General features: G+C 66.0%; 23 protein-coding genes. 8 read left to right on the top strand and 15 right to left on the bottom strand.

Features of this window, described 5'->3' with window-relative positions:
• Positions 1–38 precede the first annotated feature (38 nt).
• Both IP89_RS23310 and radA read right to left on the bottom strand, forming a co-directional pair.
• On the bottom strand, positions 39–185 hold the full coding sequence (locus IP89_RS23310) for a hypothetical protein (protein WP_156115007.1): 147 nt from the start codon (positions 183–185) through the stop codon (positions 39–41).
• A gap of 111 nt (positions 186–296) precedes the next feature.
• Positions 297–1,664, bottom strand: coding sequence for a DNA repair protein RadA (radA, locus tag IP89_RS08520; RefSeq protein WP_043308947.1), 1,368 nt, complete (start codon positions 1,662–1,664; stop codon positions 297–299).
• Positions 1,665–1,737: 73 nt separating this feature from the next.
• Between radA and IP89_RS08525 the strand changes: the two genes are divergently transcribed.
• On the top strand, positions 1,738–2,229 hold the full coding sequence (locus IP89_RS08525; RefSeq protein ID WP_043308948.1) for a GNAT family N-acetyltransferase: 492 nt from the start codon (positions 1,738–1,740) through the stop codon (positions 2,227–2,229).
• Positions 2,230–2,237: 8 nt separating this feature from the next.
• On the opposite strand, the gene IP89_RS08530 is transcribed toward IP89_RS08525, so the two are convergent.
• Positions 2,238–2,519, bottom strand: a complete 282-nt coding sequence (locus IP89_RS08530) for a YdcH family protein (RefSeq protein ID WP_043308949.1) — start codon at positions 2,517–2,519, stop codon at positions 2,238–2,240.
• Between the two features lie 126 nt (positions 2,520–2,645).
• Between IP89_RS08530 and IP89_RS08535 the strand changes: the two genes are divergently transcribed.
• Positions 2,646–2,891, top strand: a complete 246-nt coding sequence (locus IP89_RS08535) for a YdcH family protein (protein ID WP_043308951.1) — start codon at positions 2,646–2,648, stop codon at positions 2,889–2,891.
• 65 nt (positions 2,892–2,956) lie between these two features.
• Positions 2,957–3,364: a large-conductance mechanosensitive channel protein MscL gene (gene mscL, locus IP89_RS08540; RefSeq protein WP_043308952.1), complete on the top strand. Its 408-nt coding sequence runs from the start codon at positions 2,957–2,959 to the stop codon at positions 3,362–3,364.
• Between the two features lie 33 nt (positions 3,365–3,397).
• Here the strand turns inward: mscL and IP89_RS08545 are convergent, their stop codons facing one another.
• Both IP89_RS08545 and IP89_RS08550 read right to left on the bottom strand, forming a co-directional pair.
• Positions 3,398–4,954 carry a TerC family protein gene (locus IP89_RS08545; protein WP_043308954.1) on the bottom strand — a complete coding sequence of 519 codons (1,557 nt, stop codon included), beginning with the start codon at positions 4,952–4,954 and terminating at the stop codon, positions 3,398–3,400.
• Positions 4,955–5,201: 247 nt separating this feature from the next.
• Positions 5,202–5,978 (bottom strand): ferredoxin--NADP reductase, encoded by a 777-nt coding sequence (locus IP89_RS08550; RefSeq protein WP_043308955.1) that lies wholly within the window; start codon positions 5,976–5,978, stop codon positions 5,202–5,204.
• A 66-nt stretch (positions 5,979–6,044) separates the two neighbouring features.
• Here IP89_RS08550 and IP89_RS08555 point away from each other — a divergent pair, with 66 nt between their 5' ends.
• The gene (locus tag IP89_RS08555; RefSeq protein ID WP_043308956.1) at positions 6,045–7,169 is read left to right on the top strand and encodes a class I SAM-dependent methyltransferase; all 1,125 of its coding nucleotides are present in this window, start codon (positions 6,045–6,047) and stop codon (positions 7,167–7,169) included.
• A gap of 60 nt (positions 7,170–7,229) precedes the next feature.
• Here IP89_RS08555 and IP89_RS08560 read toward each other — a convergent pair whose 3' ends face one another.
• The 8 genes from IP89_RS08560 to IP89_RS08595 all read right to left on the bottom strand — a co-directional run bounded on the left by IP89_RS08560 (position 7,230) and on the right by IP89_RS08595 (position 15,217).
• Positions 7,230–9,620, bottom strand: a complete 2,391-nt coding sequence (locus IP89_RS08560) for a TonB-dependent receptor (RefSeq protein ID WP_043308957.1) — start codon at positions 9,618–9,620, stop codon at positions 7,230–7,232.
• 133 nt (positions 9,621–9,753) lie between these two features.
• On the bottom strand, positions 9,754–10,680 hold the full coding sequence (locus IP89_RS08565; RefSeq protein ID WP_043308958.1) for a FecR family protein: 927 nt from the start codon (positions 10,678–10,680) through the stop codon (positions 9,754–9,756).
• A complete protein-coding gene (locus IP89_RS08570) occupies positions 10,677–11,183 on the bottom strand; it encodes an RNA polymerase sigma factor (protein ID WP_043308960.1) in 507 nt (168 codons plus the stop codon). Before IP89_RS08570 ends, IP89_RS08565 begins: the two co-directional genes overlap by 4 nt.
• Before the next feature lie 126 nt (positions 11,184–11,309).
• A complete protein-coding gene (locus IP89_RS08575; protein WP_043308962.1) occupies positions 11,310–11,450 on the bottom strand; it encodes a DUF2474 domain-containing protein in 141 nt (46 codons plus the stop codon).
• Between the two features lie 13 nt (positions 11,451–11,463).
• A complete protein-coding gene (gene cydB / locus IP89_RS08580) occupies positions 11,464–12,471 on the bottom strand; it encodes a cytochrome d ubiquinol oxidase subunit II (RefSeq protein WP_043308963.1) in 1,008 nt (335 codons plus the stop codon).
• A 3-nt stretch (positions 12,472–12,474) separates the two neighbouring features.
• Entirely contained in the window at positions 12,475–13,917 is a 1,443-nt protein-coding gene (locus tag IP89_RS08585; protein ID WP_043308964.1) for a cytochrome ubiquinol oxidase subunit I, read from the bottom strand.
• Between the two features lie 345 nt (positions 13,918–14,262).
• Positions 14,263–14,598: a DUF3703 domain-containing protein gene (locus IP89_RS08590; RefSeq protein ID WP_043308966.1), complete on the bottom strand. Its 336-nt coding sequence runs from the start codon at positions 14,596–14,598 to the stop codon at positions 14,263–14,265.
• Positions 14,588–15,217: a cation transporter gene (locus IP89_RS08595; protein ID WP_043308969.1), complete on the bottom strand. Its 630-nt coding sequence runs from the start codon at positions 15,215–15,217 to the stop codon at positions 14,588–14,590. Before IP89_RS08595 ends, IP89_RS08590 begins: the two co-directional genes overlap by 11 nt.
• 61 nt (positions 15,218–15,278) lie before the next feature.
• Between IP89_RS08595 and IP89_RS08600 the strand changes: the two genes are divergently transcribed.
• Together IP89_RS08600 and IP89_RS08605 are read left to right on the top strand one after the other, a co-directional pair.
• Positions 15,279–15,689 (top strand): MerR family DNA-binding protein, encoded by a 411-nt coding sequence (locus tag IP89_RS08600; RefSeq protein ID WP_043308971.1) that lies wholly within the window; start codon positions 15,279–15,281, stop codon positions 15,687–15,689.
• Between the two features lie 150 nt (positions 15,690–15,839).
• Positions 15,840–16,535 (top strand): hypothetical protein, encoded by a 696-nt coding sequence (locus IP89_RS08605; RefSeq protein ID WP_043308974.1) that lies wholly within the window; start codon positions 15,840–15,842, stop codon positions 16,533–16,535.
• Between the two features lie 118 nt (positions 16,536–16,653).
• Here the strand turns inward: IP89_RS08605 and IP89_RS08610 are convergent, their stop codons facing one another.
• Both IP89_RS08610 and IP89_RS08615 read right to left on the bottom strand, forming a co-directional pair.
• Entirely contained in the window at positions 16,654–17,103 is a 450-nt protein-coding gene (locus tag IP89_RS08610) for a hypothetical protein (protein ID WP_156115008.1), read from the bottom strand.
• The gene (locus IP89_RS08615) at positions 17,100–17,657 is read right to left on the bottom strand and encodes a DJ-1 family glyoxalase III (RefSeq protein ID WP_043308976.1); all 558 of its coding nucleotides are present in this window, start codon (positions 17,655–17,657) and stop codon (positions 17,100–17,102) included. The genes IP89_RS08610 and IP89_RS08615 overlap by 4 nt, the downstream gene beginning before the upstream one ends.
• Before the next feature lie 195 nt (positions 17,658–17,852).
• On the opposite strand from IP89_RS08615, the gene IP89_RS08620 reads away from it, so the two are divergent.
• The gene (locus IP89_RS08620) at positions 17,853–19,151 is read left to right on the top strand and encodes an NCS2 family permease (RefSeq protein WP_043308978.1); all 1,299 of its coding nucleotides are present in this window, start codon (positions 17,853–17,855) and stop codon (positions 19,149–19,151) included.
• Positions 19,148–20,233 carry a tRNA (uridine(54)-C5)-methyltransferase TrmA gene (trmA, locus tag IP89_RS08625; RefSeq protein WP_043308980.1) on the top strand — a complete coding sequence of 362 codons (1,086 nt, stop codon included), beginning with the start codon at positions 19,148–19,150 and terminating at the stop codon, positions 20,231–20,233. The genes IP89_RS08620 and trmA overlap by 4 nt, the downstream gene beginning before the upstream one ends.
• Positions 20,234–20,261 lie beyond the last annotated feature (28 nt).

Genomic DNA, 20,261 nt, shown 5'->3' on the forward strand with positions numbered 1-20,261 from the left:
AGACAGCAGAAGGGCGCCATATGGCGCCCTCGTCGTATCTAGCGCTGCGCGCCGTTACCTCGGCGCCGCCGCTCCTGCACTCGCCGTGCGCCCAGGCTCGCCTCGCGGCGCTCCTCGGCACTGTCACGCGGCCGCCCCGTCTCGTAGCTGAGGCTCTTGGCGAAGAAATCGAAGAACAGGAACATGGGGCATCTCCGTTATGAACACGGGGCCATGCTCCTCCTCGTCTGTTACCGAATGATTGATCTGCGACAAGCGCCGCGGGTCGCTGGCAGCGGCAGAGCGCCGCAGGGGCGTCACTCGAACAGGGCGTCCAGCGCCTGTTCCAGACGCGTCACAGCGATGATCTGCAGGCCGGCCGGCGCCTCCTTGGGCGCATTGCCCTTAGGCACGATGGCACGCTTGAAGCCGTGCTTGGCCGCCTCCTTCAGGCGCTCCTGGCCGCTCGGCACCGGGCGGATCTCGCCGGACAGGCCGATCTCGCCGAACACCAGCAGGTCATGCGGCAACGGCTTGTTGCGCAGGCTGGAAATCACCGCCGCCATCAGCGCCAGGTCCGAGGCGGTCTCCAGCACCTTGACTCCGCCGACCACGTTGAGGAACACGTCCTGGTCGTAGGTCGGGATACCGCCGTGGCGGTGCAGCACGGCCAGCAGCATGGCCAGGCGGTTCTGGTCCAGGCCCAGGGTCACGCGCTTGGGGTTGGCCATATGGCTGGTGTCGACCAGCGCCTGCACTTCCACCAGCATCGGTCGGGTGCCTTCCCAAGTGGCCATCACCACGCTGCCGGGCACCGCTTCCTGGGCGCGGGTGAGGAAGATCGCCGAGGGGTTGGTGACTTCCTTGAGGCCCTTGTCGGTCATGCCGAACACGCCCAGCTCGTTGACCGCGCCGAAGCGGTTCTTCACCGCGCGCAGCAGGCGCAGGCGGCCGTCGGACTCGCCCTCGAAATACAGCACGGTGTCGACCATATGTTCGAGCACGCGCGGGCCAGCCAGGGCGCCCTCCTTGGTCACGTGGCCGACCAGGAAGATTGCCGTGCCGCTCTGCTTGGCGAAACGAACCAGCAGCGCCGCACTCTCGCGCACCTGGGCCACGCCGCCGGGGGCGGACTGCAGTTGCTCGGTGAAGATGGTCTGGATCGAGTCGATCACCATCACCTTGGGCTGCTCGCGGCGCGCCACGTCGATGATCGACTCGATACAGGTCTCGGTCATCACCTTGAGCTTGTCCTGCGGCAGTTCCAGGCGCCGCGCGCGCATGGCCACCTGCTGCTGCGATTCCTCACCGGTGACGTACAGGGCCGGCAGGCGCTGGGCGATATTGCACAGGGTCTGCAGCAGGATGGTCGACTTGCCGATACCCGGGTCACCGCCGATCAGCACCACCGAGCCGTCCACCAGGCCACCGCCGAGCACCCGATCCAGCTCCCCGGAAACGGTGGAGAAGCGCGGCACTTCCTCGACGCTGACTTCGGCCAGGGTCTTGATCTGCGCCTGCTGCCCGGCCCAGCCACCACGCCCGGACGGCGCAGCGGCGCCACCGCTTTCGATCATGGTCTCGGTCAGAGTGTTCCAGGCCCCGCACTCGCCGCACTGCCCGGCCCACTTGGGAAAGGTGGCGCCGCACTCGGTGCAGCCATACATGCGCTTGGCCTTGGCCATGGAAATCTCCGCCCGCTGAAAAACGGCGATAATAGCGTCCGCACCGCCCCTAGTCGCCCTTGCGAGCCCGCCCATGCAGATCGAACTTGTCCCGACCACGGTCGACCAGCTCCCGCTGATCGCCAACCTCTATCAGTTCTACGCCTACGAGTCGTCGGACTGGGAGGAGGAAGAGATCGAGGCCGACGGCCGCTTCTATATCCACGAGCCGCATCTGGCACGCTACTGGCACGACGCGGGCTGGAGCGCCAACCTGATCCTCGCCGATGGCTTCATCGCCGGTTTCCTGCTGATCGAGCGCAGCGAGCTGCCGGGCATCGACGCCCGCGAATTCGCTGACCTGTTCATCCTCAAGAAGTACCGCCGCCACGGCATCGGCCGCGCCCTGGCGGAACAGGTAATGAACGATGGCGGCACCTGGCTGGTCCGTTTCTATGCCGGTGACGAGCCGGCCGCGGCTTTCTGGCGCAACGTGCTGGCCAACCTGCCGCTAGGTGTGCGGCAGGTCTGGCCGGATGATGAGCCCGGGCTGCTCAGCTACCTGATCAACCCGCCGCTGCACTGAAGGACGATCTAGCGCGGCCCGCAGGCGTTACCGCAGCCGCAGCACTGGCCGATGGCACGGCGGAAGTGACGGGACAGGGTCTCGCGGTAGACCAGGCGCGTGCGTTTCAGGCGGCCGAGGGACAGCTCGTCGAGCCGCTCCAGGCCGTTCTCGACCCGTTCGATACGGGCATCGAGCACATCGAACTGCTCGACCAGGCGGGCGAAGTGGATGTCGTTCTGACGCAGACGCTGCAACTCCATGCGCAGCTGGGGAAGCTCCTGGGGCAAAGGCTGGGGATGGCTCTTCATGGCTCTGCTCCTGAAAATATGGTTAGATTTTAACCAGCCACGCCGACCACCCCATTGACCGAGGTCAAGGCTGCCTCGCCCACTGGGCTAGGCTGAACAGGACACGTACGAAGAGGAGGACCCGCTATGCCACTCGAACACCATCCCCTGGCCCGTGAATTCCCCGAGTATCGCGAGCAGCTGCAGGCCCTGTACGCCAGCGACGCGCACTTCGCCCAGCAGGCGCAGCACTACGAGAGCCTGGACAAGCGCATCTATGAAGTGGAGGACGGCCGCGCGGCGCTGGACGACCAGGCCCTGCATGCGCTGAAGAACGAACGGGTAACTCTCAAGGACCAGATCGCCGCACGCCTGCGCCAGGCCAAGGGCTGATACACCGCAGGCGCACCAGTGCTGGGGTACACTCCAGCCCATAACCAGAAACCAGGGAGTGAAACATGGGTATTCTCAACGAGTTCAAGGCCTTCGCGGTCAAGGGCAACGTGGTCGACATGGCCGTCGGTATCATCATCGGCGCGGCGTTCGGCAAGATCGTCAGCTCCTTCGTCGGTGACGTGGTCATGCCACCGATCGGCCTGCTGATCGGCGGGGTCGACTTCTCCGACCTGGCCATCACCCTCAAGGCCGCCGAGGGCGACATTCCGGCGGTGGTACTGAGCTACGGCAAGTTCATCCAGACCGTGCTCGACTTCGTCATCGTCGCCTTCGCCATCTTCATGGGCGTCAAGGTGATCAACAAACTCAAGCGCGAAGAGGCCGAGGCACCGACCGTGCCGCCGGTGCCGACGGCAGAGGAAGTGCTGCTGACGGAGATTCGTGATCTGCTCAAGCAGCAGAAGCAATAAGAAAAACGGCGCCCGAGGGCGCCGTTTTCATCTTCACTGCTCGCGGGTGAGCAGCAGGCGGTTGACCCGCCGTTCGTGCACTTCTTCCACGCGCATGCGCCAGCCGGCGAACTGCACCTCGTCGCCCACTGCAGGCAGGCGGTCGAGCAGGCTCATCACCAGGCCGGCGAGGGTCTGGTAGTCCTCGGTGGCCTGGGCCTGCAGGCCGATGCGCGAACGCAGCAGAGCCAGGTTGAGCGCACCGCTGACGCGGAAGCCCGCACCCTCCGGCTCGATGTCCGGGCCGTCCACCTCGCTGGCGTCCGGCAGCTCGCCAGCGATGGCCTCGAGGATGTCGGTCAGGGTCAGCAGGCCGACGAAGCCACCGAACTCGTTGACCACGAAGGCCACGTGGGTCGAAGCCTGGCGCATCTGCTCCAGGGCGCCGAGCACCGCGCAGCTGTCCGGCAGGTTGAGCGGCTGACGCAGCAGGCCCTCGATATCCGGTTCACGCTGGTCCAGCAGTTCCTTGAGCAGTTCCTTCTTGTGCACGAAGCCCAGCGGCTCGTCGACCTGGCCGTCGCGGATCACCAGCAGACGCGAGTGCGGCGACTCCAGCAGGGCCTGGCGGATCTGCTCGGGGGAATGGCCCAGGTCGATATGGTCGACCTCCATGCGCCCGGTCATCACCTCGGTGATCGGCTGCTCGGCCAGGCCCAGCACGCCGCGGATCATCACCCGTTCACGGCGGTCGAACAGCGCGGCCTCGCCGGCACCACCCTCGAGCATGTCGGCGATCTCCTCGCCCACTTCGTCGGCCTCGACCTTGCCGCCAAGCAGGCGCAGCACGGCGTGTGCGGTGCGCTCACGCATGCCACGGCCGTTCTGCATCTGCCGTTTGCGCTTGTGCCGTACCAGCTGGTTGGCCACCTCGATGAGGATCGAGAAGCCGATGGCCGCGTACAGGTAACCCTTGGGAATGTGGAAGCCCAGGCCTTCGGCGGTGAGGCTGAAGCCGATCATCATCAGGAAGCCCAGGCACAGCATGATCACCGTCGGATGGGCGTTGACGAAGGCGGTCAGCGGCTTGCTGGCGACGATCATCAGGCCGATCGAGATGATCACGGCGATCATCATCACTTCCAGGTGCTCGACCATGCCCACGGCGGTAATTACCGCGTCTAGCGAGAACACCGCGTCGAGCACGACGATCTGCGCCACCACCGGCCAGAACAGCGCATAGGTGCGGCTGCCGCCCGGCTGATGGGTGCGGCCTTCGAGACGCTCGTGCAGCTCCATGGTGGCCTTGAACAGCAGGAACACACCACCGAACAGCATGATCAGGTCACGTCCGGAGAAGCTGTGGCCGAACACCTCGATCAGCGGCTCGGTCAGGGTCACCAACCAGGAAATACTGGCCAGCAGGCCCAGGCGCATGATCAGCGCCAGGCTCAGGCCGATCAGACGCGCGCGGTCACGCAGGTGCGGCGGCAGCTTGTCGGCGAGGATCGCGATGAACACCAGGTTGTCGATGCCCAGGACGATCTCCAGGACGATCAGCGTCAGCAGGCCGAGCCACGCGGTCGGGTCGGCCATCCATTCGAAGATCATGCGTTCCTCCGGGCAGGCGTCGACGCTGCGCAGGCACGGTAGACGTGGCGCAGGGCGTATCGTTCAGGCGAAATCAGGGGCAGACGCGCGCGGGCGTCGAGGGAAGGGAGGCCACTCGGGGGTGGCTGGCAACTGTCGCTGTCCATGGGTTCCATCAGGGAAAAAGGGACGGCCATCCTAGCGGTGCTGCCGCCAATCCCTAAGCGGCAAAGCGTTACCAATTCTTAACGCCGGGCAACTAACCGCTCTACCAGTAGTTCTCCACGGCCACCGCGCCGGGCCTGCGGCTCAAGGATAGCTGCATGTCGCGCGCCTTGAGCACGGCGCGGGTGTCATCGATCATCTGCGGGTTGCCGCAGAGCATCACCCGCGAGTGCTCGGGGCTCAGCGCCAGGCCGGCGGCACGCTCCAGCTCGCCGTTCTCGATCAGCGTGGTGACCCGCGCATTGAGTGCACCTGGCACCTGCTCGCGCGTCACCACCGGGATGTACTGCAGCTTATGCCCCGCCCCTTCCAGCCACTCACGCTGCGGCAGCTCGGCGATCAGTTCCTGATAGGCCAGCTCGCCACGATCACGCGCGCTGTACACCAGCACGATGCGCTCGAAGCGCTGCCACACCTCCAGGTCCTGAAGGATCGACAGGAACGGAGCCAGGCCGGTGCCGGTGCCGATCAGCCACAGGTCGCGGCCGTCAGGGAAACGGTCGAGAGTGAGGAAGCCGGTGGCCTGCTTCTCCACCAGCAGCTCGTCGCCGGCCGCCAAGCGACTCAGCTCGCTGGTGAACTCGCCGCCGGGCACCACGATGGAGAAGAACTCCAGGTACTCGTCGTGCGGCGCCGAGACCACCGAATAGGCGCGCCAGACCACTCGCCCGTCAGCCTTGCGCACGCCCAGGCGGACGAACTGGCCGGCACGGAAACGGAAACCGGCGTCGCGGGTGCAGACCAGGCTGAACAGGCTGGGCGACCAGACGCGCACCTCGGTGAGCGTCTGGCGGGTGAACTTCTCTTCGCTGGCGGTCATACTTTCCCCTTTCTCGTACCCCGGCAGTCTGGCGCAAAGCGCCGGCGGCTAACACCGACAGTTTTCATGCCTATTCTCGCTACCCCCTTCGCCCAGCTCGACCTGATCCGCCAACCGGAAATGGCCAACGAGCCGCTGCAGGCCTTCGACGCCGCCGACGAGTACCTGCTCGCCCATGTCCATGAACTGGGCCTGCCGGCGGACAGCCGCGTGCTGCTGCTCAACGACAGCTTCGGCGCCCTGGCCTGCTCGCTGGCCGCGCACTGCCGGGTGACCAGCAGCGGCGACTCGCACCTCGGCCACCTGGCCCTGCAGAAGAACCTGGCGCGCAACGGCCTGGATGCCGACAGCGTGCACTTCGTGCCGGCCAGCGAGACCGCACAAGGTCCGTTCGACCTGGTGCTGCTGCGCGTACCCAAGACCCTGGCCCTGCTCGAAGAGCAGCTGATCCGCCTGCACGGCCAGCTGGCGCCCGGCGCCACAGTGATAGCCGGCGCCATGATCAAGCATTTGCCGCGCAGCGCCGGCGAACTGATGGAGCAGTACATCGGCCCGCTGCAGGCCTCGCTGGCGGTGAAGAAGGCGCGCCTGCTGACCGCCACGCCGAAAAGCAAACTGGCGCCGCGCTCGCCCTACCCGACCCGCTACCGGCTGGACAAGCCGGCCATCGAGCTGGTCAACCACGCCAACGTGTTCTGCCGCGAAGACCTGGACATCGGCACCCGCGCCTTCCTGCCACATCTGCCCAAGCGCCTGCAAGCGCAGCGCGTGGCCGATCTCGGCTGTGGCAACGGCGTGCTGGCCATCGCCTACGCCCTGGCCAACCCGGCGGCCGAGCTGACCCTGGTGGACGAGTCCTACATGGCCGTGCAGTCGGCCGCTGAGAACTGGCGTGCGGCGCTCGGTGAGCGCGCGGCGACCTTCCGCGCCGCCGATGGCCTGGCCGACCAGCCCGCCGACTCGCTCGACCTGGTGCTGTGCAACCCGCCCTTCCACCAGCAACAGGTGGTCGGCGACTTCCTCGCCTGGCGCATGTTCCAGCAGGCCCGCACGGCGCTGGTCACCGGCGGCGAGCTGTGGATCGTCGGCAACCGCCACCTGGGCTACCACGCCAAACTCAAGCGCCTGTTCCGCGGCGTGGAACAGGTCGCGGCCACGCCCAAGTTCGTGGTGCTCAAGGCCACCAAATAGGCCGGTCTGAGAAAAGCAAAAGGGCGCCCATAGGCGCCCTTTTTCATGCGGCGCAGAGACTCAGAAATCGACGGTCGCCGATACCTTGAAGGTGCGCGGCGCGCCCTGGGTCAGATAGCCGCCGTTGGTCGAGGCCCAGTAGTCCTTGCCGGCGACGTTCTCCACGCCGGCGCGCAGGGTCACCTCATGCTGCTCGACCGCGAAGGCGTAGCGTGCGCCCAGGTCGACACGGGTCCAGGCCGGAATGCTGTAGATGTTGGTGGTGTCGTAATACTGCCCGCCGGTGCGCAGCAGCATGCCGTTGAGCGCCAGGCCCTGCACGCCCGGCACATCCCAGTCGGCACTCAGGTTGAACTGGAACTCCGGCACGCCCACCGCGCGCTTGCCCTCGGTGGCGCTGGCCCCGCCGCTGAGCTCGGAGTCGATCCAGGTGCCGCCGGCGATCACGCGCAGGCCGGCCAGCGGCTCGCCGAACAGGTTCAGCTCCACGCCACGGTTACGCTGCTGCGCGTCGACGCGATAGAAGTTGTCACTGCCGAGCACGCCCTGCGGCAACTCGATCTCGTAGATGCCCAGGCCACCGCCGTAGGTGCCCCAATCCAGCTTGATGCCGGCTTCGGTCTGCTTGGCCCGGTAGGGAGCGAACATCTCGCCGGGGTTGTTCGCGGTGTTCGGCGCCGTCTGCCCCTGCTGCAGCGACTCGATGCGGTTGGCGTACAGCGACAGGTACTCGGTCGGTTTGATCACCAGGCCATAAGCCGGCGTGGTGATGCTCTCCTGATAGTTGGCGGTGCGCGCGCCGTTGAGGGCACTCCAGGCATCCGAGCCTACGATCTGATGGCGCGCGCCCAGGGTCAGCAGCACGCGGTCATCGAAGAAGCCCAGCGTGTCAGAGACCGCAAAGCTGCGGGTCGCCACCTTGGCGGTGGTGTCGGGATCATGGATATCGCCGGCGCGGGTATTCGCAGGCGGCGGCGCCACCACTACCGGATCATAGAGATTGCCGAAGCGACGGTTGCCCGCCAGGGTCGACTCGTAGGCGTTGCGCTTCTCCTGCCACAGTCCGTTGTACGCCAGATTGAGCTGGTGGCTGACCGGGCCGGTGACCAGGTTGCCGCGCAGGCCGGCGGCGGTGCTGAGGGTTTCCTGATCGAGCGGCGAATACAGGCGACCGATACGGGTGGCACCGCTCGAGTTGTAGATATAGGAAGAGCCGTAGACGCCGTTTTCACGCGTGTACTTGCCGCCGGCGGCCAGGTAGGCGGTCCAGTTGTCGCTCAGGTCGTACTCGGCGTTGAACATCGCGTAGGTGTCTTCGAGCTGCGACCAGCTCCAGGGCTGCGCGTAGTTGGTCTTCGAATCCGGCGCATCCGGAATCTTGCCGCCCAGCGCCGGGCCCGTGGTCAGGTAGACCGGCGAGCGGCCCTCGTTGACACGCTGCTTCTGGTAGCCGAAGTCGGTGGACAGGCGCAGGCGCTCGCCGCGATAGTCCAGGCCGAAGGCGGCCAGGGCGAAGCGACTGCTTTCATCGTCGACGCCGGTCTCGCCCTCGCGCTGCGCCAGGTTGGCACGCACGCCGAAACGGTTGTCCTCGCCAAAGCGCTGTCCCAGGTCGACATGGCCCCCCACGCGGGTATCGCTGGCGTAATCCAGGGTCACGCTGCGGGTGGGGGTGTCCTCGGCATGCTTGGACACCACGTTGATCGCACCGCCAATACCACTACCGCCTGGCGCAAAACCGTTGAGAAAGGCATTGGCGCCCTTGAACACCTCGACCCGCTCGACCGCCTCGGTGGAGATGATCTGCCGCGGCAAGATGCCGTACAGGCCGTTGAAGGCGATGTCATCGGTGTACAGCTGGAAGCCACGTACCACGAAGACCTGGGCAAAGTTGCCGAAGCCGTAGGACTGGCGCACCGCCGGATCGCTGTTGAGCACATCGCCCAGGCTCTGCGCCTGGCGGTTCTCGATAAGCTCACTGGTGTAGCTGCTGAAACTGAACGGCACATCCTGCATGTCCTGGTTGCCCAACATGCCCATGCGCGCGCCACGGGCCACCTGGCCCCCGGCGTATTCGGCCGGCAGGTCGGTACGACCGTCGGCGACGCCGCTGATGGTGCTGGAACCCAGCTCGACGGCGCCCTGCTCGGCCGGCAGCGGCACCAGGGTAACGGTGCCGTCGGCGCCGACCTGGAAGGTCAGGCCGCTACCCTGCAGTAGGCGCTGCAAGCCCTCGCTCACCGAGTAGTCGCCCTTCAGCGCCGGCGCCTCGCCACTGCTGCGGGTCAGGCCAGCGTCATACAGCAGGCGCACGTTGGCCTGCTCGGCGAAGTCGGTCAGTGCCGCGTCGAGACGCTGAGCCGGCACGTCGAGTTCGACTGCCTGCGCGTGAGCGGCGGCGAGTGCCAGGGGAAGGGCGGCGAGTGCCGGGAAGTAAGAGATCGACCGCATGCTGGGTGTCCTTGGCTATTTCATGCGAAGAAGTCGCATTTGCAGGGACAGAAGACGAAAGCGCCGTCGATTTCTGAACCGACGTCGCGAAAATATTTTCTGCTCTCTCTGAAACCCAGGCGCGCCGCAGGTTCTAGCTGCGCGAAGCGACCAGGATCAGCCCCGGCAAGCGCACCAGGCGCACCGGCAAGGCGGTCTCCACGGCGTTCAACACCGCTTGCGGATCGTCGAGGGCGAACACGCCGGTCACCTGCAGCGCACGCACCGCATCGTCGACGAACAGCACCCGCGCCCCCTGGCTGCGTTCGAGCTCGGCGAACACCTGCTCCAGCGGCCGGTCGCGGAACACCAGCTTGCCGCGCTGCCAGGCCAGGCGCTGGCGAGCGTCCAGTGCCTGCACGGCTTGCAGTTCACCAGCGCGCCACTGCACCTGCTGGCCAGCCACCACCGGCTGTGGCTCGCGGCCCTCGCTGGTGGCCAGCACCCGGCCCTCGCTCACCGCCAGGTCGACGCCGCCCTCCTCCAGGCGCACGTCGAAGCGTGTTCCGGTGACGCGGATACGCGCCTCGCCAGCGCTGACCGTGAATGGCCGCTCCGGGTCATGAGCCACCTGGAAATCCGCTTCGCCGCGGTACAGCTTGACCTCGCGGTGGCCGTCGACGAATTGCCAGTCCAGTGCCGAGTCGCCGTTAAGAGTGAGCAGCGAGCCGTCCTCCAGGCGCAGCTCGCGCACCTCGCCAGGTCGGGTGCTGACATCGGCATACAGGCCGACCCAGGTACCCTGCGGCAACCACAGGGCGAGCAGCAGCACGGCCGCGCTGGCCAGTGGAATCGCCCAGCGTCGCGGGCGGCGTACCGCACGCACCTGCGGCAGCTCGACCGGACGCTCGATCTGACCAAGCAGCCCCCACAGCCCTTCCACCTCGCGCAGCGCCTGCTCGTGCTCGGGTGCAGCCTGGCGCCAGGCCTGCACAGCGTCGCGGTCTGCGGCAGTGGCACGGCCGGAGTGCAGTAGCACCTGCCATTGCCGGGCCTGGTCGAGGAGCGAGGAATGAGTCACGGCTGCGGGTCCATCTGCTGCTGGCAGTGTTCGAGGGCCTTCAGGATATAGCGTCCGGCCATGCTTTCCGAGACACCGAGGCGCTCGCCGATCTCACGCTGGGTCAGCCCGTCCAGGCGATTCCATAACAGGGCTTGGCGCAGATGCGGCGGCAGGCCCTGCACCACGCGCTGCAGTTGCTCCAGGCGTTGGGCATCGCTGGCCGCCCGCTCCGGGCCTGGCTGGGCGCTGACCAGCTCGGCGGAGATTTCCTCCTCGAGCGGGCGCGACTCCTGCTGGCGGTGATGGTCGATGATCAGGTTGCGTGCGATGCGGTAGAGAAAGGCGCGCAGGTTGCCGATCTCCTCACCCGAATCACGCCGCCGAAAGCGCAGCCAGGTTTCCTGGCGCAGGTCGGCCGCCAGTTCCGCACACTTGACCCGCCGCGTGAGGAAACGCAGCAGCTCGGCGGAATGGCTCTCGAACTGGCCGTCGGCGGATTGGGGATCGGTGGGCGCGGACACAGCAGACTCTTACATCTCGCGAAAGGCGAGAAAATATATCCACTGAGAACAATTTTCAATTGCTGCCGATTTTCGGTAGGACAGTGCACCTGGCCCAACCGCATTGCGGTCGGGCCAGAATGACCGTTACGGCGTACTCAGCCCCGCCGCATTCATGAACAGGCGCAGCAGGTAGGACAGCGCACCGAGCGCCAGCACGCTGGCGCTCCAGATCAGTACCAACCAGCCCAGGCGCTGCCACAGGGGTTTCTTCTCGACGTTATCCATCGCGGGCCCGCCTCTAGTGGTAGCCATGGTCAGGGGTGATCTTGCCGCGGAACACGTAGTAGCTCCACGCGGTGTACATCAGGATGAACGGGATGATGAACAGCGCGCCGACCAGGGCGAAGCCCTGACTCTGGGGCGGTGCGGCGGCCTGCCAGATGGTCAGCGAGCCGGGCACGATGTTCGGCCACAGGCTGATGCCCAGGCCGCTGTAGCCGAGGAAGATGAGGATCAGGGTGAGCACGAAGGGCTTGATGTCATCGTCGTTGGCCACCGAGCGCAGCAGGTAGAAGAAGGTCACCAGCACCAGCAGCGGCACCGGCATGAACCAGAACAGGTTGGGCATGCTGAACCAGCGTTGGGCGATGGCCTCATGCGACAGCGGGGTCCAGATGCTGACGATGCCGATCACTCCCAGCAGCACCAGCGCCAATGGCCGCGCCATGTCATGCATCTGCCGCTGCAGGCGGCCTTCGGTCTTCATGATCAGCCAGGTGCAGCCGAGCAGTGCGTAGGCTGCGACCAGGCCCAGGCCGCTGAACAGCGGGAACGGCGACAGCCAGTTCAGCGAATCCCCGGCGAAGGCACGGTTCTCCACCGGGATGCCTTCGATGAAGGTGCCCAGCGCCACGCCCTGGAAGAAGGTCGCCATCAGCGAGCCGCCGATGAACGCCTTGTCCCAGATGTGCCGCTTGTGGTCCTTGGCCTTGAAGCGGAACTCGAAGGCCACGCCGCGGAACACCAGGCCGATGAGCATGAACATCAGCGGCAGGTACAGCGCGCTGAGCACTACCGAGTAGGCCAGCGGGAAGGCCGCGAACAGCCCCGCACCGCCGAGCACCAGCCAGGTCTCGTTGCCGTCCCAGACCGGCGCCACGGTGTTCATCATGATGTCGCGTTCGCCCTTGTCCGGCACGAACGGGAAGAGGATGCCGATACCCAGATCGAAGCCATCCATCACCACATACATCATCACGCCGAAGACGATGATGACGGCCCAGATCAGTGAAAGGTCGATGCCCATGGTTCAGTTCCTCTCGCCCAGGTCGTCTTTGCTGTCGTCATCTTCCATGCCCTCGTCGGCCGCCGAGATCGGCCGCGCCGGAGTGCGTTGCTGGCCGGGGCCACCGATGCCCTGCTCCTTGCCTTCGTTGGTGATTGGGCCCTTGCGCACCAGGCGCATGACGTAGCTGAAGCCCGCGCCGAACACGGCGAAATACACCACCACGAACATCACCAGGGTCAGCCCCATCTGCGCCACGCTATGCCCGGAGGAGGCGTCGGCGGTGCGCATCAGGCCGTAGACCACCCAAGGCTGGCGGCCGATCTCGGTGGTGAACCAGCCGGCGAGGATGGCCAGCACCCCGGACGGGCCCATCCACAGCACCAATAAAAGGAAGGGGCGCGAGATGAAGAGCCGGCCGCGCAGGCGCAGCCACAGGCTCCACACGCCGACCAGGATCATCAGCATGCCCAGGCCGACCATGATGCGGAACGACCAGAACACGATGGTCGAGTTAGGCCGATCCTCCTTGGCGAACTCCTTCAGCGCCGGCACCTGCTTGTCCAGGCTGTGGGTCAGGATCAGGCTGCCGAGGTAGGGAATCTCCACCTTGAAGCGGGTTTCCTCGCGCTCCATGTCCGGCCAGCCGAACAGGATCAGCGGGGTCGCCTCGCCGGGCCGGTTCTCCCAGTGGCCCTCGATGGCGGCGATCTTGGCCGGCTGGTGCTCCAGGGTATTGAGGCCATGGAAGTCGCCGATCACTGCCTGGATCGGCGCGACGATCAGCGCCATCCACATGGCCATCGACAGCATCTGGCGTATCGCCGGGTTGTCGCGCTTGCGCAGCAGGTGCCAGGCCGCCGAGGCGCCGACGAAGAAGGCCGTGGCGAGGAACGCCGCGGTGGCCATGTGCATCAGGCGATAGGGGAACGAGGGGTTGAACACCACGGCGAACCAGTCGGTGGGGATCACCCGGCCGTCGACGATCTCGAAGCCCTGCGGGGTCTGCATCCAGCTGTTGGAAGCGAGGATCCAGAAGGTCGAGATCAGCGTGCCGACCGCCACCATCACCGTGGAGAAGAAGTGCAGGCCGGGGCCGACGCGGTTCCAGCCGAACAGCATGACGCCGAGGAAGCCGGCCTCGAGGAAGAATGCGGTGAGCACCTCGTAGGCCAGCAGCGGCCCGGTGACCGAGCCGGCGAAGTCGGAGAAGGCGCTCCAGTTGGTGCCGAACTGGTAGGCCATGACCAGGCCGGAGACCACGCCCATGCCGAAGTTGACGGCGAAGATCTTCGACCAGAAGTGATAGAGGTCGCGATAGACCTCCTGACCGGTCTTCAGCCACAACCCCTCGAGCACCGCCAGATAGCTGGCAAGACCGATGGTGATGGCCGGGAAGATGATGTGGAACGAGATGGTGAAGGCGAACTGTATTCGCGCCAGGTCCAGGGCTTCTAAGCCGAACATGGGACTTCCTCGGTCAGGTTGTATCCGCGGCTGGCAGGCGTCGAATCCGCGCCGCGTGAGCGCACAACGCGACTCACGGGCTGGCGATGCCTCCAGACCGTCCGACGGCTCCAGGTTTTTTGGAGTCCGCTGTTGGAAAATTGTTCTTATGGAAATGGGGTGCCGCGCGCAGCAGGCCAAGGTAGCCAGCATGCCGTCCCGAGCGGGTCATTGACCTGGATCAAGGGACAGTTGAAGAGTAGCGCGGCGCCACTGCGGCAACCCTGTGGTGGATTGCCACTGCGGTGGATTGCCACTGTGGCGGACTGTCGCTGCGGCGCCGCCCGAGGAAGCCGCGGGGCCTTATCAGCCCAGCAGCCGGCGCAGCTCCGGGTCGATAGGCAGCGGCTGGAACGCGCTGACCCGCGCCCTGCCCGTATTGCCCAGCGGTACCCAGATCCGCGAGAACAGCAGCGCGGCGACGATGCGCGGCAGCTGCCCGAGCACCTCGCGCCAGTCACCGAGCATCCAGCCGGCGCGCAGCATCAGCCAATGGGCCCGTGCATGCGGCAGCGCCAGGCGCTGGCCGAGGATATGCGCCCGCTCCAGCCAGGCCAGCGCCGCTTGCGCATCGCCCCGGCCCAGCGCTGCCTCGCCTTCGACGAAGGCCTGCCGCAGCGCGGCCTCAAGTTCAGTGCGCATGGCCGTGATGATCCTTCAGTTCGCCATCGGCCTGGCGCAGCACCTGGATGGCGGCGGTGATTGCCAGTGCAGCCATGATGCTGGCGACGATCAGGTCCGGCCAGGCGCTGCCGGTACCGAACACGCCCAGCGCCGCCGCCAGCACGGCGAGGTTGCCGAGGGCGTCGTTGCGGGTACACAGCCAGACGCTGCGCATATTGCTGTCACCCTCGCGGTAGGCATACAGCAGCACCGCCACACCGAGGTTGGCCAGCAGCGCCAGCGTACCCACCACACCCATGGTCGGCGCGCTCGGCACCTCGCCCTGCCACCAGTGCCACAGCGCCGCGCCCAGCACGCCGACACCGAACAGCAGCATGCATGCAGCCTTGAACTGCGCGGCGCGGGCACGCAGCGCCAGGCTCATGCCCAGCACCCAGAGGCTGATAGCGTAGTTGGCAGCGTCGCCCATGAAGTCCAGCGAATCGGCCAGCAGCGAGACCGAGCCGGCCTTGAGGCCCGCACCGATCTCGACCACGAACATCGCCAGGTTGACCAGCAGCGCGATCCACAGGATGCGCCGGTAGCGCCCGTCGTTGTGTGCGGGGCCGGTATCGTGATTGCAGCAGTGAGCACCCATTTGGCATCTCCTTCTTCAAGGTGCAGACTAGGCTAAACCCTGTAGTCGCTACGGAGTCAACATGAGCAAGCCCATCACCATCGGCGTGCTGGCCCGCGACAGCGGCGTCAACCTGGAAACCATCCGCTTCTACGAGCGTAGCGGCCTGCTGCCGGCGCCACAGCGCAGCCCCTCGGGCTACCGCCACTACCAGGCGGTGGATGTCAGACGTCTGCGTTTCATCCGTCGCGGCCGCGAACTGGGCTTCAGCCTGGAGGAGATTCGTGGCTTGCTCGACCTGGCCGCCCATCCCGAGAGCCCTTGCGACGCGGCCGACCGCATGGCCCGCGAGCACCTCGACGCCATCGAGGCACGCATCCGCGACCTGCAGAACATGCGCGCCGAATTGAGCAAACTGGCCGATTGTCACAGCGGCCATGCCGAACATTGCCGCCTGCTGGAGGCCCTCGACGAGCGCGACTGCTGCCACTGACCGCGCTGAAACGCAGCGCTGGCAAGGGTTGCTTCAATCATTAGCGAGATCGATTCCTACTATGGAAAAGGCTGACTTCCGTCGGGACGGGTCAGCCACGACCATAGGCCCCGTACTCCTCAACCACCCCCCAGTACGAGGTCACCGATCATGAAAAAGCTTCTTCTCACCACCGCCCTGATTACCGCCACCCTGTCCGCCGGCGCCTATGCCGACAGCGGCTACTTCAACACCCAACAAGGCCGCAATGTCGCTGACAGTGGCTACTTCCAGACCAAGCAAGGTCGTGACGTTGCCGACAGCGGCTACTTCCAGACCAAGCAAGGTCGTGACGTCGCCGACAGCGGTTACTTCCAGACCAAACAAGGTCGCGATGTTGCCGACAGTGGCTACTTCCAGACCAAGCAAGGTCGCGACGTTGCCGACAGCGGTTACTTCCAGACCAAACAAGGTCGTGATGTTGCCGACAGCGGCTACTTCCAGACCAAACAAGGCCGTGACGTCGCCGACAGCGGTTACTTCCAGACCAAGCAAGGTCGCGATGTTGCCGACAGTGGCTACTTCCAGACCAAGCAAGGTCGCGATGTTGCCGGCAGTGGCTACTTCCAGACCAAGCAAGGTCGTGACGTTGCCGACAGCGGTTACTTCCAGACCAAGCAAGGCCGCGATGTTGCCGACAGCGGTTACTTCCAGACCAAACAAGGTCGTGATGTTGCCGACAGTGGCTACTTCCAAACCAAGCAAGGCCGTGACGTCGCCGACAGCGGCTACTTCCAGACCAAGCAAGGTCGCGATGTTGCCGACAGCGGTTACTTCCAGACCAAGCAAGGTCGTGACGTCGCCTGATCCCAGGCCGGCTACCCACACAGAACAGGCGTTCCTCGTACTGCAGAAGGATGTTCGCGTGAAGTGCCCCAGACGAACCGGTGATCGTCCCGCGCTCACCGGTTCTTTGTTTTCGGGCTCAGCGATTCCAGTCCTGCACCAGTGATTCGGCTTCCTGCAGCGAATCGAACCCGGTCAGTGCCACGCGGCCATCGACCACCGGCTCCTCAATGATCGGCGCCAGGCGCAGCTCACCATCGACTAAGAAGGCCAATGGCTGGCCGACCTGGGCCCGAGTCAGCTCGGCCAGGGTGTCGCGCCCGCCGTCCGTCAGGGTCAGCACCACCGCCGGCTCGCCCGCCGGGGTGATCGCCATCTCCGCCAATTGCACATCCGCCTCGGTCAGCACCGCTTGCGGGGTTATCCACAAGCGCACGCCGCTGTGGCGATCGGTCATGGCCTGCAGGCCATCGGCGCTGGCGCTGCGCGCCGTATGAATGCCCAGGCGGTGCTCCGCCGAAGACAGGCGCGCCTCGCTGGCGCAGCCGGCCAGAAGAGTCAGCGACAATGCCGCGAGCAGCGCCCTCATGCCGGCACCAGCATGGCTTCGGCCACTGCCTTGCGCGTGCCCCGGCCGACCAGTTGCTCGACCAGGGTCAGGGCAAACTCCAGCGCGGCGGCCGGGCCCTGGGCGGTGATGCAGTTACCATCGACCACCACCGGCGCATCGACGAAGGTGCAGCCGGACAGACGATCGCTGAAGGCCGGGTAGCAGGTCATGCGCCGCTGGCGCAGCACGCCGTAGCCCTGCAGGGCCAGGGCCGGGGCGGCGCAGATGGCGGCGAACAGCTTGCCGGCGCGGGCCTGCTCGCGCACCTTGTCGGCCAGCGGCACATGCTCGGCCAGGTGCTGCGCGCCGGGCATGCCGCCGGGCAGCGCGATCAGGTCGAAGTCCTGGGCCAGCACGTCGACCAGCATGGTGTCGGCGGTCACCCGGGTGCCACGGGCGCAGGTGAACATGCGCCGGCTCTCGATGCTGGCGACCACCACCTCCACTTCGGCGCGGCGCAGCACGTCGATCAGGGTGATGGTTTCGATGTCTTCCACGCCGTCGGCGACGGCGATCAGGGCGCGGCGAGTCATCTGCTTCCTCCACGGACGGAAACCGATACTGTCCGTCCGGTCATAAATTCACCGTTCGAGGGTGAGCTGGTATAGTGCGCGGCTTTTCCGGACCCGGCCCAAATTCGCCCTCGTGATCCTTCGAGATGGCGGCCTTTGTGCTTTGCTTTCGCAGTCCGCAGACCATTGCCGCACCAGCCCCAAGGGGAGTTCACCATGCTGGAAAAGCTGTTCCAACTCAAGGCACACAACACCAACGTGCGCACCGAGATCCTGGCCGGGATCACCACCTTCCTGACCATGGCCTACATCCTCTTCGTCAACCCGGCGATCCTCGGTGAAACCGGCATGGACAAGGGCGCGGTGTTCGTCGCCACCTGCCTGGCCGCAGCCATCGGCTCGGCGGTAATGGGCCTGATCGCCAACTACCCGATCGCCCTGGCGCCCGGCATGGGCCTCAACGCCTTCTTCACCTACACCGTGGTGCTGCACATGGGGTACACCTGGCAGACCGCACTGGGCGCGGTATTCATCTCCGCCACCCTGTTCTTCCTGCTGTCGATCTTCCGCATCCGCGAGTGGATCGTGAACAGCATCCCGCTGCCGCTGCGCTCGGCCATCGCCGCCGGTATCGGCCTGTTCCTGGCGCTGATCGCGCTGAAGGAAGCCGGCCTGGTGGTAGACAACCCGGCGACCCTGGTCGGCCTCGGTGACCTCACCTCCCCCGGCCCGCTGCTGGCGATCCTCGGCTTCTTCCTGATCGTCGCCCTGGAAGCCCGTCGCGTTACCGGCGCAGTGATGATCGGCATCCTGGTGGTCACCGCCATCGCCATCGCCATCGGCGTCACCCCATTCGGCGGCATCGTCTCCATGCCGCCGTCGCTGGCCCCGACCTTCCTCCAGCTGGATCTGGCCGGCGCCTTCGAAGTGGGCATGATCAGCGTGATCTTCGCCTTCCTGTTCGTCGACCTGTTCGACAACACCGGCACCCTGATCGGCGTAGCCAAGCGCGCCGGCCTGATGGACAAGGACGGCAACCTGCCGAAGATGGGCCGCGCCCTGATCGCTGACAGCACCGCGGCCATGGGCGGTTCGCTGCTCGGCACCAGCACCACCACCAGCTACATCGAGTCCGCTTCGGGCGTGGCCGCCGGTGGCCGCACCGGTCTGACCGCCATCGTGGTCGCCGTGCTGTTCCTGCTGGCGCTGTTCTTCGCCCCGCTGGCCGGCACCGTACCCGCATTTGCTACCGCGCCGGCGCTGCTGTTCGTCGCCGTGCTGATGACCTCCGGCCTGGCCGAAATCGACTGGGACGACATCACCGTCGCCGCCCCGGTCGTGATCACCGCCCTGGCCATGCCGCTGACTTTCTCCATCGCCAACGGCATCGCCTTCGGCTTCATCGCCTGGGTAGTGATCAAGGCCATGGCTGGTCGCTTCAAGGAGATCAACCCGGCGCTGGCCATCCTCGCCGCGATCTTCATCGCCAAGTTCGCCTTCGGCGTCAACGCATGATCCGCATCGGTGACCAGGCGGCCTACGCCGCCCAGCTGGACGACAAGGTCGCCCGCCTGCGCGAGCTGCTGGCACCCTTCGCGGCGCCGGAGCCGGCAGTGTTCGATTCGCCGCGCGAGCACTACCGCCTGCGCGCCGAGTTCCGCCTGTGGCGCGAGCAGGACGAGCGCCACTACGCGATGTTCGAGGCCGGCGACAAACACACGCCGATCCTGATCGACGAGTTCCCCATCGCCAGCGCGCGCATCAATCAGTTGATGCCCCAGCTCAAGGCCGCCTGGCAGGCGAGCAAGGTACTGGCGTTCAAGCTGTTCCAGGTCGAGTTCCTCACCACCCTGAGCGGCGATGCACTGATCACCCTGTGCTACCACCGCCCGCTCGACGCCGAGTGGCAGGCCGAGGCCGAGCAACTGGCGGCCCAGCTGGGCGTCAGCCTGGTCGGCCGTTCGCGCGGCCAGCGCCTGGTGATCGGTCGCGATTACGTACAGGAAGAAATGACCGTGGCCGGTCGCACCTTCAGCTACCGCCAGCCGGAGGGTGCCTTCACCCAGCCCAACGGCACGGTCTGCCAGAAGATGCTGCAGTGGGCCTATGACGCCCTCGGCGAGCGCCAGGACGACCTACTCGAGCTGTACTGCGGCAACGGCAACTTCACCCTGCCGCTGTCCACCCGCGTGCGCAAGGTGCTGGCCACCGAGATCAGCAAGACCTCGGTGAATGCCGCCCTGGCCAACCTGGCCGACAACGGCATCGACAGCATCGAGCTGGTGCGTCTGTCCGCCGAGGAGCTGACCCAGGCCCTCAACGAGGTGCGCCCGTTCCGCCGCCTGGCCGGTACCGACCTGAAGTCCTACGACTTCGGCACCGTGTTCGTCGACCCGCCGCGCGCCGGCATGGACCCGGACACCTGCGAGCTGACCCGGCGCTTCGACAACATCCTGTACATCTCCTGCAACCCGGAGACCCTGGCCGCCAACATCGCCCAGCTCAACGATACCCACCGTATCGAACGCTGCGCGCTGTTCGACCAGTTCCCCTGGACGCACCACATGGAGTCTGGAGTGCTATTGGTCCGTCGTTGACCGACAAGCGCCCATAAAAAAGCCCCGG

The sequence above is a fragment of the Pseudomonas sp. ML96 genome, assembly GCF_000761545.1.
Taxonomy (GTDB): domain Bacteria; phylum Pseudomonadota; class Gammaproteobacteria; order Pseudomonadales; family Pseudomonadaceae; genus Aquipseudomonas.